Below are 13,154 nucleotides of genomic sequence, written 5' to 3' on the forward strand. Positions count from 1 at the left end.
TGACGACTGAATGCCCTGCCACGCAGGGCATTTTTCTTTACTCGGTGAAAATAAAAGTCTCAATAATTTCAGCGTCTTAGGAACTTTCCAAAAAACCGCAACTTGCATGTGAATATTTCCCGAGTCATGCATTTTGCATGAATCCGAAATTTTCCATTATCTGTAAGTTATTGATTTATATCGTTTTTATGTCTTTCAAAAAGTTGGCACAGCGTTCGCAACTACCTTGGTAACCCTGCTGACAAGACAACCAGCAGACTTTCCAGAAAAACAGGAGTTACTCGTATGAAGAAGTTCGCTATCACTGCCGCTGCTGCTACCGCGCTGACCCTGACCATGGCTTCCGGTGCATTTGCACAATCCACCCAGGCTACTCAGGCTCCAATGACTCTGGCCGCCGGTGAAATGACCAAGGCATCAGAAGCTACTTCCGATACCTGGATCACCACCAAAGTCAAAAGCGATCTGGTCACCGAAAAAGGCATTCCAGGTACCGACATCAAAGTAGAAACCAACAAAGGTGTGGTTTCCCTGTCGTCGACTGTTGCGGTAACTGATGCTCAGAAAGCGACCGCTGTCGCTATCACCAAGAAAATCAAAGGCGTCAAAGCGGTCTCCGCTGACGGCCTGAAAGCCGAGTAAGACATGACTTCTCGCCTGGACCGGGAGAAGGCGCGACAGACGGGCCGAGCAATACGTCTGCCGCAACTTTAGAGTTCATGCGAACGGTCACACGGAGGTGACCATTGCAGGCCCCGCCACTTGTGTCGGGGCCTGTTCTATTTCAGGGACGAAAGAATCGAAGGGCACCGCAAAACAACTGTGGGAGCGAGCTTGCTCGCGAAAGCGGTATGCCGGTCACAATGGATTTGACTGACCAGACGCCTTCGCGAGCAAGCTCGCTCCCACATGGGTAAGTGATTTGGATCAGTTACCGCGTTTGCTGTTGATCTGCCGCAGGCGGTTGCCTTCGAAGCGCAGGTATTGGTACATGCCGTTGCTCGGGCCGTAGGTCCATTCCTCGACCTGGAATTCCTCGCGACGATTGGCGCTGCGTTTGTAGCCCAACACATCGCGGCTGACCGGCTCACCGCACTTTTGCAGGACTTCGCTGGAGCGGTCGCCGAGACTGATCAATTGGCTGCCACAGCGCAGCGTGTCGGATGCCGCGGCGTGACCGGTCGCGAGCGTCATTGCGATCAGGGCCAGCCACGGTAATCTCATCATTCGGCATCCAGATGCATTTGCGTCACCACGCGGCCATCGCTTTCGGCTTCACCGAGATTGGCGTCGATGAAGTACACACGGTCGTCTGCCAATTGAGCTTTATCGACCAGATAATCCTTGATGCTGCTGGCACGGTCCTGACCCAACTGACGCAGCAGCACATCGCTGCCACTCCAGAACTGAATCACGCCTTCGCGCATCTTCGCCGTGCGTTCTTCCTTGCCCAGATCCTTCCATTCGGCCGGTGGCTGGGTTTTCAGACGAGTGCGGTAGATGCCTTCGAGCAGTGGGCCTTTCTCGCCCTCTGGCACTTGCAGTAAAGACGCCTGAGCCGGGACTTTATCGCCACGACGCTGGAGCATCTTGTAGTAGTTGTATTGGTATTCGCGTTCCAGACGCTGTTCGGCGAGCAACGGCCCGTCACTGCTTTTGGCGGCCGTGCCTTCGATTTCCAGGCGCAGCGCCGGACGCTCCTTCAGCGCCTGAGACAGTTTGACCAGCGCGGCTTCGGCATCCTTGCTCAAATCGCTGGAGCCTGGTGCGAACGACACGGTGCCAAGGTCTTCCGAGCCGCCGCCACTGATCAGCCCGCCGATCATCTTGAACGGTGCGGCAGCGGCTTTGACGATCAGGTTGCGCAGGGTCTGCCAGACAATCGGCATCACGCTGAACTGCGGATTGTTCAAGTCGCCGGTCACTGGCAACTCGATGGAGATCTTGCCGTCGACGTCCTTGAGCAAGGCAATCGCCAGTTTCAGCGGCAGGCTCACGGCATCCGGGCTGTCGACCTTCTCGCCGAGCTGCAATTGCTCGACCACCACTTTGTTTTCGGCTTTGAGCTGGCCCTTGGTGATCAGGTAATGCAGGTCGAGGTTAAGTCGCCCCTTGCGGATGCGGTAACCGGCAAATTTGCCGGAGTAGGGCGTCAACGTGGTCAGCTCGACGCGTTTGAAACTGGTGGCGATGTCGAGGCTGGCCATCGGGTCGAACGGATTGACCGCGCCCTTGATGGTTACGGGCGCATAACGGTCGACCTTGCCTTTGATGTCGACGCTGGCGGGTTTTGCCTGACGGCTGTCGATGGTGCCGATCTGGCCGTTGAGCTGTTGCACAGCGGTGGCAAAGTTCGGCGTCAGACTGAAGTCGGCGAAGTTGGCCGAACCGTCATTGATCGCGATGCCACCGATGTGAATGCCCAGCGGTTTGTCGTTGCTGGCCGGTTTCGCCGCTGCACTTTTTGCGCCGCTGTCGGCAGGCTGAGGGATCAGCAGATCATCGATGTTGGTGGTGCGGTCATCGTTGATCATGAACCGTACGTAGGGCTGGAACAGGTTGACCTTGTCAATCGACAGGCTGTCGCCGTGTTGATAGTTCAGGCCTTCGACCACCACCTGCTGCCACTTGAGGAAGTCGCGGGTTTTCAGGGTGTCGAGGGTGTGCAGTTGATCGATCTGTGCACGCCCGGTGACGCTGAGCGCCAGCGGTTCGGTGCTCTTCAGATTGACTTTCAGGTCACTGCCGAGCATGCCGCTGCGCAGTTCCAGGCGAATGAACGGATTGATGTAGGACTGCGCGACACGCAGGTCGATGTCCGAGGTTTTCACGTTGAGCTGGGCGTTGACCGGGGCGAGATTGACCGTGCCGTCGGCGCTGACCTTGCCTTGCTTGCCCAGGCCGGTGTCGAGCTTGAGCTTGAAGGGCGAACCGTTGAGGCTGTCGAAATCCTGCAAGTCGACGTTCAGCGGGGTGACATCCAGTGCCACCGCAGGCGTCGCCGAGCGGTCGGCCAGATGCACGGTGTAGTTACGCAACTGCACGTCTTTGAGCAGCACTTGCCATGGTTTGCCTGGCGCGGGCGGTGTTTTCGGCGAGTCGGCAGCGGCCGGTGTCTTGGCCGGTTCTGCGGCGGCTTTGGCGGCCGGTTTTGACGGTTGGCTGGCGAACAGTTTCTGCCAGTCCAGTTGGCCGTCGGCCTCGAGGGCGGCCCATGTTTCCAGTTTCTGGCTGCGGATCTTGCCGACCACCACTTGTTGTTTGGCCAGATCCACCGAGGTTTCGCTGACGTCGAGGCGTTCGAGCTTGGCCAGCGGGCGGCCATCGGGTGCCTTGATCGCGAAGGGCGCGATGCTCACCGCCACGTTGCTCAGCAGCAGTTCGGTTTCTTTCGACAGATTGAGTTTGTATTCGGTACTGAGGCTGATCACGCCGTCTTCAAGTACCAGCGGCACCGAATCACGCACGTAAGGCCAGAAGGCTTTCATCTTGCCGTCGGTGACTTTGAGGGTGCCTTCGGAGGTGAACGGGATCAGGCTGAAGTTGCCGCTCCAGTCGATGCGCCCGCCAGCGGGACCGATGGCGACCAGCGTCATGTCGGCGCTGTCTTCGGGCAGCGTGCTGAGGTTTTTCAGTTCGAAGCTGAGGTCGTCGTAGAGGAATTCGATCGGCTCGCTGGGGCGCACGTCCTGAAAGTGCACGACGCCGCTGGCCAGTTTGATGTTGTCGATGCGCAGCGGGAACGGTTTGGCATTCGGATCGGCCGGGGTGGGTTCACTGGCCGGCACATTGAACAGGCCCAACAGATTGAGCTTGCCGTCCTTGGCGAAGAGGATTTCGGTCTTTGGTTTGTCCAGTTCGATGTTGGCCAGATGCAGGGCCTTGGTCCACAGGCTGTCGATTTGCAAGTCGGCATACAGACGTTCGAAGCCGATCTGTTCCTTGCCCGGCTCGCCGATGACCAGTCCCCACAGGGTGACTTCAAGGCTGAACGGGTTGAGCTCGATGCGCTGGATATGTGCCGGCACCGTCGCGTAATGGGCCAGTTGTTGATTGGCCACACGCAGGGCGATGCCCGGCAAAATCAGAAACCCCAGCAGGCTGTAGAGGGCCAGAGCAGTCAACAAGGCGCCAATTGCGCGAATCAATCCTTTGGGCATGTGCGGCTTCATCTGTCTGAATCGGAGTGCCTTGGAGTATGGCACGCGATTCTGGTTCCGAAGTAATAGCCGTGCTGCAGGATTGTTCAGATTTGTCTCAAAACACAGAACCCCTGTGGGAGCTGGCTTGCCAGCGATGAGGGCATACCAGTCGACAACTTTGTTGACTGAGCCACCGCAATCGCTGGCAAGCCAGCTCCCACAGGGTTGTTTATAACTGCAGGATCAGGGTTTTCAGTGGCGGTTGCTGATCCATGGACGGGAAGTCGGCGCCTGGAGTCATCACGCTCCACTCGCGCACCGGTCGGCCGGCCTTCTCGGCGCACCGCAGGACCTGTTCGCGCCAGTCGTCCATGCTGACTTTCGCCAGATTGTTGCAGCAGATCAGCACGCCGTTATCGGCGGTGGTCAGCAACGCCGGTTTGAGCAGGCTTTGATAATCGCGCAGCAGGTCGACGGTGCCGAATGCACTCTTGGCCCAGGCCGGTGGATCAAGCAGGACCAGATCGTATTGGCGCTGATCGAGGCGCTGGTAGCTCGGCAGTTTTTGTCCCCGGCGCTGGCTGATCGGCAGCCCGGCGAGTTGACGGATGGCCGGAAAATAATCGGACTGGATGAACTGCATCTCGGGCAGTTGCGGGTTGAGCAGACCGTTTTCGCGACCGACCGCCAGATTGCCTTCGGCGAAATCCAGATTGCACACTTCACTCGCGCCACCGGCAGCTGCGCTGAGGCCAACGCCGCAGGTGTAGGCGAACAGATTGAGCACGGATTTGCCTTTGGCGTGATCCTTGACCCAGCCGCGGGTGTTGCGCAGGTCGAGGAACAGCAATGGATCCTGGCCGGCGTGGCGTCCGCGAACCCGGTAGTTGAGGCCCCATTCGTGACCGACCAGATCAACCAACGCTGCCTCATCGGCTTTGTAGACGCTGTCTTCACGATCAATGCGCGAATTGCCACGGGAACGGTCGTTGTAAACCAGCAAGGTTTCCAGGCCCAGCGTCTGATTGACCATGGCGTGCAGTTGCAGCAGGTCATCGCGCTCCAGCGTCTGGTGGAAGCTTTGTACCAGCAGTTGCGGGCCGTAGCGGTCGATGGTCAGGCCGCCGGCACCTTCCTGGCTGCCGTGGAACAGCCGATAGCAATCGGTGCCCTGGCGGTGCAGCTCGGCCAGCAAATCCTGGCGTTGATCGAGGGCGGCGCGCAGCGCCTGATTCAAGGAAGACATGCGGGCGCCTTGCTGGAGAGAATGGGGGCGCGGGAGTTTAGCAGCTTGGCGGGTAACCGAGTTGCGCCCTTCGCGAGCAAGCTCGCTCCCACAGAAGATCTGATTGGCAGCATAGACCCCATGTGGGAGCGAGCTTGCTCGCGAAGGCGTCCGACGAAGCTTTCAGCTCAGCAAGCCCATCCGGCGTTTGGCACGTTGCACCGAGCCATTGCGCATCGCCCAGCGCAGCATCGGCGCGCTGCGTCTGACACTGGCGCGAATCAACTGGCGTTGCAGCGAACTCTGCCGCACATCAAGCATATCGCTGGCCCAGTCCGGCAGCAGGTCGATGCCGGCCTTCATCATCAGATCGCCAAACGGTCGCGCCATAACGCTCGGCGCCGGCGCGTCAAGCAGCAGGCGCAAGACTTCGCGGCTGCGCTCGTCGCACAGCAACTGCGGGCGCATGCGTTGCAGATACTCGGCCACCGCTTGCCGCGATTTCGGCACATCCCGCGCGCCGAGTCGCTCGGCAATCACCGCAATCTCGGCGTAGTAACGATCCTGATCAGCCAGCGACAATTGCGGATTGCGATAGCGCAAATGCGCCGCGAGAAAGTTGCTGACCTCGGCCACGTGCACCCACGTGAGCAAATCCGGATCGCTCGCCGCATAGGGCCGGCCATCCGGCGCGGTGCCGACCACTTGCAGGTGAATCGTGCGCACCTTCTCGATCAACCAGTCGGCATCCCGGCGCGAGCCAAACGTGGTGCCGGAAACAAACTGACTGGTACGGCGCAAACGGCCGAGCATGTCCTGACGAAAATTCGAATGATCCCAAACCCCGGCCAGCGCCAGTGGATGCAGGGCTTGCAGCAACAGCGCACTGATGCCGCCAATCAGCATGCTGCTGAAATCACCGTGCACCTGCCAACTGATCGATTCGGGGCCGAACAGGCCGGGATCGCCCTTGGGGTTTTCCAGATCGAGCTGGCCGAGCGACAGCCCGGTCAGGCTCATGAGTTGGTTTTCAATGCGACTGCGGATGAATTCCATGACCACTCAGTGTTGAAGGCAGGCGCGGCCGGTGAGCCGCGCCTTAAGTGTTACTGATTGAGGCGCTTGTCGATCAGGCCCTGCACCACGCTCGGGTCGGCCAGGGTCGAAGTGTCACCGAGGCTATCGAGTTCGTTGCAGGCGATCTTGCGCAAGATGCGCCGCATGATCTTGCCTGAGCGGGTTTTCGGCAAGGCCGGCGCCCACTGGATAAGGTCGGGTTTGGCGAAACTGCCGATTTCCTTGCTGACGTGGGCCAACAGTTGTTTCTTCAACTCGTCATTGGGTTCGGCACCGTTCATGGGCGTGACGAAGGCGTAAATGCCCTGACCTTTGACGTCATGCGGGTAACCGACCACGGCGGCTTCGGCGATGCTGTCGTGCAGCACCAGTGCGCTTTCCACTTCGGCGGTGCCGATGCGGTGGCCGGAGACGTTGATCACGTCGTCGATGCGCCCGGTGATCCAGTAGTCGCCGTCCTCATCGCGACGTGCGCCGTCGCCGGTGAAGTAGTAACCGGGGTAAGGTTTGAAATAGGTGTCGACCATGCGTTGCGGGTCGCCGTAGACGCTGCGGATCTGCGCTGGCCAACTCGACTTGATCGCCAGCACGCCGCTGCCGGCACCTTTGATTTCCTTGCCGTGTTCATCGAGCAGCACCGGTTGCACGCCGAACATCGGCTGTGTGGCGCAACCCGGTTTGATCCGCTGCGCGCTGACCAGCGGGCTGAGCATGATGCCGCCGGTTTCGGTCTGCCACCAGGTATCGACGATGGGGCAGCGCTGTTCTCCTACGACGTTGAAATACCATTCCCACGCTTCCGGGTTGATCGGCTCACCGACGCTGCCGAGTAATCTGAGGCTGGCGCGCGACGTTTCCTTCAAAGGTTCGGCACCTTCGCGCATCAATGCACGCAGGGCAGTGGGTGCGGTGTAGAAAATGTTGACCTTGTGTTTATCGATTACCTGCCAGAAACGCGAACTGCTCGGGTAGCTCGGTACGCCTTCGAACATCAACGTGGTTGCGCCATTCGCCAGCGGGCCGTAGACGATGTAGCTGTGACCGGTGACCCAGCCGACGTCGGCGGTGCACCAGAACACTTCGCCGTCGCGGTAATCGAGCACGTATTTGAAGGTCATCGCCGCTTGCAGCAGATAGCCGCCGGTGGTGTGCAGCACGCCTTTGGGTTTGCCGGTGCTGCCGGAGGTGTAGAGGATGAACAGTGGGTCTTCGGCGTCCATCGGCTCCGGCGGGCAATCGTCGCTGACCTCGCGCACGGCCTGGTGATACCACAGGTCGCGGCCTTCAACCCAATCGACCTTGCCTTGGCTGCGCTCGACCACCACGACGGTGCTGACGTCCGGGCAACTTTGCAGGGCTTTGTCGACGTTCTGTTTCAGTGGCACGAACTTGCCGCCGCGCACGCCTTCATCCGCCGTGATCACCGTGCGGCAATCGGCATCGAGAATGCGGTCACGCAGGGAGTCGGGAGAGAAACCGCCAAACACCACCGAATGGATCGCGCCGATCCGCGCGCAGGCGAGCATGGCATACGCGGCTTCGGGGATCATCGGCATGTAGATGCACACCCGGTCGCCTTTGTTCACGCCACGGCTTTTCAGCACGTTGGCCAGGCGGCAGACATGGTGGTGGAGTTTTTTGTAAGTGATTTGCGCCGATTCGGCCGGGTCGTCGCCTTCCCAGAGCAGGGCGGTCTGCTCGCCGCGTTGTTCCAGATGGCGGTCGATGCAGTTGTAACTGACGTTCAGCTTGCCGCCGGCAAACCAGGCGGCTTCACCGGTTTTCAGGTCGTAGCGCTGAACGGTCTGCCACGGCGTGCTCCAGTCGAGAAAACGCGTGGCCTGTTCGGCCCAGAAGGTTGTCGGGTGTTCAATGGATTCGCGGTACAGGCGCCGATAGTCTTCCTGACTCAACTGAGCAGCCCGGCGGACGGCATCGGCTTTGGGGAACGTGCTGATATCGAACATGACGGTTCCTTATTCTTGTGGTGCGACAAGGATAAAGATGCGCCGATGGGGGCAAGGGTTCAAGGCCGGCAGACGGCTCTACACCGCGAAGAGCCCCTCACCCTAACCCTCTCCCAGAGGGAGAGGGGACAGACCGAGGTGTTTGGGCTTGATACATCGACTTGAAATTCCTGAGTCGAACTCAAGTATTGAAAACGTGAAAATCGGCTCCCTTTCCCCCTCGCCCCTGGGGGAGAGGGCTGGGGTGAGGGGGAAACGATTTGCCTGTCACCGGGAAATCCACGGCAAACGCCAGACGAAAAAAAGCCCCTGAACTTCAGGGGCTCTCTATCAAGCGACTGATCAACCGCGGTGACGGCCGCGGAAGTAGTTGATCAGGCCCTGAGTGGACGGATCATCAGCGTTGGTTTCATCGCTGCCGACCAGACGGTTGTAAACGCCTTTGCCCAGTTCCTTGCCCAACTCCACACCCCACTGGTCGAAGGCGTTGATGCCCCAGACCACGCTCTGCACGAACACTTTGTGTTCATACATTGCCACCAGGGCGCCGAGACGACGCGGGCTGATGCGTTCAACCACAAGGGTGTTGCTCGGACGGTTGCCCGGGATCACCTTGTGCGGCGCAAGTTTGTGCACTTGCTCTTCGCTCATGCCCTTGTCGCGCAGCTCAGCCTCGGCTTCCGGCAAGGTCTTGCCGAGCATCAGCGCCTGGCTCTGCGACAGGCAGTTGGCGTACAGCCACTGGTGGTGGTCGGAGACCGGGTTGAAGCTGACGATCGGCACAATGAAGTCGGCCGGGATCAGCTGCGAACCTTGATGCAGCAACTGGTGGTAAGCGTGCTGACCGTTGCAGCCGACGCCGCCCCAGATCACCGGACCGGTATCGGTCGACACCGGCGTGCCGTCCTGACGCACGCTCTTGCCGTTGGATTCCATGTCCAGTTGTTGCAAGTGCTTGGTGATATTACGCAGATAGTGGTCGTACGGCAGGATCGCGTGGCTTTGCGCGCCCCAGAAGTTGCCGTACCACACACCGAGCAGGGCCAGCAGCACCGGCATGTTCTGTTCGAACGGCGCGGTCTGGAAATGCTGGTCCATGGTGTAGGCACCGGACAGCAGTTCCTTGAAGTTGGACATGCCGATGGCCAGCGCAATCGGCAAACCGATGGCCGACCACAGCGAGTAACGACCGCCGACCCAGTCCCACATCGGGAAGATGTTTTCTTCGCGGATACCGAACGCCACGGCCGCCGCGTTGTTGCTTGAAACGGCGATGAAGTGACGATACAGCTCAGCCTCGGAACCGCCTTGCGCCAGGTACCAGGCGCGAGCGGCCTGAGCGTTCTTCAGGGTTTCGAGGGTGTTGAAGGATTTCGACGAAACGATAAACAGCGTGGTCTCGGCGCGCAGTTTCTGCGTCAGTTCGTGGAACTCACTGCCATCGATGTTCGCCAGATAGTGGCAACGCACGCCTTTCTGCGCGTACGACAGCAGCGCTTCGGACACCAGCTCAGGGCCGAGGAACGAGCCACCGATGCCGATGTTGACCACGTCGGTGATCGGCTTCTCGGTGTAACCGCGCCACAGACCGTCGTGGATGCGGCCGACCAGATCAGTGATCTGGTTCAAGACCTTGTGGACTTCCGGCATCACGTTGACGCCGTTGACCGAAAGTTTGTCGCCGACCGGACGACGCAGGGCGGTGTGCAGCGCCGGGCGGCCTTCGGAAGCGTTGACGATTTCGCCGTCGAACAGCGCTTTGATCGCGCCTTTCAGATCGACTTCATTGGCCAGACCGACCAGCAGATTACGAGTCTCGGCGTTGATCAAATTCTTTGAATAATCGAGAAACAGCCCGCAGCTGCTGAGGGTGAACTGATTGAAGCGCTGCGGATCGGCGTTGAAGGCTTCGCGCATGCTGAAATCCTGCATGGCTTGGCGGTGATCTTTCAACGCTTGCCAGGCGGGCAGAGCGGTAACGTCGTGAGGAGTGCGGTAGTACGCCATCGCTGCGGTTTTCCTTTTTACTTGAACGGCCTTTTGAACACTGAACAGACCGTCACGCCATGTTTGGGCGCGGGGTCAAACTGCGTCGACACGATTTATTGGCGCAGGGCGAATACAGTAAACCTCGCGCTGCGATCTGTCTTGACTTTGTCTGACCTGTTTCCGGTACTTTTTTAACATCGCAGTTAGAAACTGCCCGACAAACGGAAGCCGGGCAGGGTGGATCAGGCGACTTGAACCGGGATGGCGTTACTGGTGTGGCTCAGTTCATTGCCCGCTGCCATGTAGAGCATGCGCGGCTTGAAGTTGAGCAGTTGCGCTTCGCTGTAGTGAGCGTAGGCGCAAATGATCACCCGGTCGCCGACCTTGGCCTTGTGCGCGGCGGCGCCGTTGACCGAGATCATCCGCGAGCCTTCTTCGCCACGAATCGCGTAGGTGGTGAAACGCTCGCCGTTGTCGACGTTGTAAATCTGGATCTGCTCGTATTCGCGGATGCCGGACAAATCCAGCCACTCGCCATCGATGGCGCACGAACCTTCGTAATCGAGCACTGCATGAGTGACTTCGGCGCGGTGCAGTTTGGCCTTGAGCATGATCGCGTGCATGAGGAATTTCCCGGGTTGGAATCGAACGGCGGGCAGTGTGCCCGAAGGGTTTGGGGGCGGCAATATGGCTGAAACTGGATCTTTAAAACACAAAAAAACCTGTGGGAGCGAGCTTGCTCGCGAAGGCGTCATGTCAGTCGATATTTACGTCAACTGACAGATTGCATTCGTGAGCAAGCTCACTCCCACAGGTTATCGGTGAGGCTTAAACCGGGGTATCGAGATTCAGGTGCAGGTTATCGATCAACCGCGTGGTGCCGAGGAACGCGGCCACCAGAATCACCAGATCACGGTCTTCAGCTGTCGCCGGGCGCAAGGTCAGGGCGTGGCGGATTTCCAGGTAATCCGGACGCAGGCCCGCCGCTTCCAGCTGCTGTACCTGGGCACTGATCATTGCCGGGAAGTCGCGTTGGCCTTGCTTGATCGACTCGGCAATGTTGCTCAGCGAGCGATAAACCACCGGAGCCACCGCGCGCTGTTCCTCGTTGAGGAAGCCATTGCGCGATGACAGCGCCAGGCCGTCGGCGGCGCGAACAGTCGGCTCGCCAATGATCTGGATCGGCATGTTCAGGTCGTGCACCAGCGCGCGGATCACCGCCAGTTGCTGGTAATCCTTCTGGCCGAAAATCGCCAGGTCCGGCTGGACCATGTTGAACAGTTTGCTGACCACGGTCGCGACACCTTCGAAGTGCCCCGGACGGCTGGCGCCACACAGGCCTTCGGACAGTTGCGGCACGCTGACCCGAGTCTGTCCGGCCATGCCGTCGGGGTACATTTCCTCGACAGTTGGCGCGAAGAGCAGGGAGCAACCGGCTTCGAGAAGTTTTTCCTGATCCGCCGCCAAGGTGCGCGGGTACTTGTCGAGGTCTTCGCCGGCGCCGAACTGCAGCGGGTTGACGAAAATGCTCGCGACCACGAAATCCACGCGTTGCGTGGCTTTGGTGATCAGCGCGACGTGGCCGCTGTGCAGGTTGCCCATGGTCGGCACGAAGCCGATGCGCTTGCCTTCACTGCGGGCGCGGGCGACAGCGGCGCGCAGTTCGCGTACGGTTTTAACGGTGTTCATGCAGAGAATCCGTGTTCGATGCCAGGGAACGTGGTGGCTTTGACTTCGTTGACGTAAGCCTTCAGCGCCGACTGGATGCTGTCCTGGCCGTGCATGAAGTTCTTCACGAACTTCGGCACGCGGCCAGTGATCGACAGGCCGAGCATGTCGTGCAGGACCAGAACCTGGCCGTCGGTGGCGTTACCGGCGCCGATGCCGATGACCGGGATCTTCACCGCCTGGCTGATTTCGGCGGCCAGCTCGCTCGGTACGCATTCGAGCAGCAGCATTGCCGCACCGGCCTGTTCCAGCGAGATCGCATCGGCGCGCATCTGCCGCGCCTGGTTCTCGTTGCGGCCCTGCACTTTATAGCCTCCAAGAATGTTCACCGCTTGCGGGGTCAGGCCCATGTGCGCGCACACCGGCACACCGCGCTCGGCGAGCAGACGGATCGACTCGGCCAGCCACAACTGACCTTCGACCTTGATCATGTGCGCACCAGCCTGCATCAGCATGGCGCTGTTGATCATGGTTTGTTCGAGGGTGGCGTTGGCCATGAACGGCAGATCGGCGAGGATCAGCGCATCGGTGTTGCCGCGCTTGACGCAAGCGGTGTGGTAGGCCATTTCTGCGGTGGTCACCGGCAATGTACTGTCGTGACCTTGCAGGACCATGCCGAGGGAGTCGCCCACCAGCAGCACTTCGACACCGGCCTCGTTGCAGGCGTGGGCGAAGGTCGCGTCATAGCAGGTCAGCATGGTGATCTTTTCACCTTTCTGCTTGAGGCTCTGGAGCGTGGTCAGGGTGATGGCTGGCATGTAAAAAATCCTCGTTCAGGCGCTCTGGAAACTACTGCGAGTAACGCGCGTGATTCGTCATCTACTCAGGCGCACGCTCTTTTGTCGTGCTTATAAGGCCTGGATTGCGCCCGTATGTGCCGGGTTGGCGGCAGCGGGACGCCTATAGTCGTGATGAGCCAACAGGAAGTCAATTGCGTGTGTTACCGCAATGTTACGAGGGGAGTGTTACCGGCGTTACTGATGCGATTCAGCGGTGCGGCTTGGCTGATTCGCGTGTTTTTTGTCT

10 protein-coding genes are annotated in these 13,154 nt (G+C 59.6%); 1 reads left to right on the forward strand and 9 read right to left on the reverse strand.

The features are described from left to right. Nucleotides 1–285: 285 nt before the first annotated feature. Nucleotides 286–642 carry a BON domain-containing protein gene (locus tag WA225_RS19945; RefSeq protein WP_422609258.1) on the forward strand — a complete coding sequence of 119 codons (357 nt, stop codon included), beginning with the start codon at nt 286–288 and terminating at the stop codon, nt 640–642. 285 nt (nt 643–927) lie between these two features. Here WA225_RS19945 and WA225_RS19950 read toward each other — a convergent pair whose 3' ends face one another. From WA225_RS19950 to panB, 9 genes are all read right to left on the reverse strand, one after another. Further along, a complete protein-coding gene (locus WA225_RS19950; RefSeq protein ID WP_422609285.1) occupies nt 928–1,224 on the reverse strand; it encodes a DUF2845 domain-containing protein in 297 nt (98 codons plus the stop codon). After that, entirely contained in the window at nt 1,224–4,172 is a 2,949-nt protein-coding gene (locus tag WA225_RS19955) for a DUF748 domain-containing protein (RefSeq protein ID WP_422609259.1), read from the reverse strand. Before WA225_RS19955 ends, WA225_RS19950 begins: the two co-directional genes overlap by 1 nt. A gap of 199 nt (nt 4,173–4,371) precedes the next feature. Then, nucleotides 4,372–5,388 (reverse strand): class I SAM-dependent rRNA methyltransferase, encoded by a 1,017-nt coding sequence (locus WA225_RS19960; protein WP_422609260.1) that lies wholly within the window; start codon nt 5,386–5,388, stop codon nt 4,372–4,374. 162 nt (nt 5,389–5,550) lie between these two features. Next, on the reverse strand, nt 5,551–6,423 hold the full coding sequence (locus WA225_RS19965; RefSeq protein WP_422609261.1) for an oxygenase MpaB family protein: 873 nt from the start codon (nt 6,421–6,423) through the stop codon (nt 5,551–5,553). Nucleotides 6,424–6,473: 50 nt separating this feature from the next. Beyond that, a complete protein-coding gene (gene acs, locus WA225_RS19970) occupies nt 6,474–8,411 on the reverse strand; it encodes an acetate--CoA ligase (protein ID WP_422609262.1) in 1,938 nt (645 codons plus the stop codon). A 342-nt stretch (nt 8,412–8,753) separates the two neighbouring features. Then, entirely contained in the window at nt 8,754–10,418 is a 1,665-nt protein-coding gene (gene pgi, locus WA225_RS19975) for a glucose-6-phosphate isomerase (protein ID WP_422609263.1), read from the reverse strand. 224 nt (nt 10,419–10,642) lie between these two features. Further along, a complete protein-coding gene (panD, locus tag WA225_RS19980) occupies nt 10,643–11,023 on the reverse strand; it encodes an aspartate 1-decarboxylase (protein ID WP_422609264.1) in 381 nt (126 codons plus the stop codon). 205 nt (nt 11,024–11,228) lie between these two features. Beyond that, nucleotides 11,229–12,089: a pantoate--beta-alanine ligase gene (panC, locus tag WA225_RS19985; RefSeq protein ID WP_422609265.1), complete on the reverse strand. Its 861-nt coding sequence runs from the start codon at nt 12,087–12,089 to the stop codon at nt 11,229–11,231. After that, on the reverse strand, nt 12,086–12,886 hold the full coding sequence (gene panB / locus WA225_RS19990) for a 3-methyl-2-oxobutanoate hydroxymethyltransferase (protein ID WP_422609266.1): 801 nt from the start codon (nt 12,884–12,886) through the stop codon (nt 12,086–12,088). The genes panC and panB overlap by 4 nt, the downstream gene beginning before the upstream one ends. Nucleotides 12,887–13,154 lie beyond the last annotated feature (268 nt).

Source organism: Pseudomonas sp. (assembly GCF_049300855.1).
Taxonomy (GTDB): domain Bacteria; phylum Pseudomonadota; class Gammaproteobacteria; order Pseudomonadales; family Pseudomonadaceae; genus Aquipseudomonas.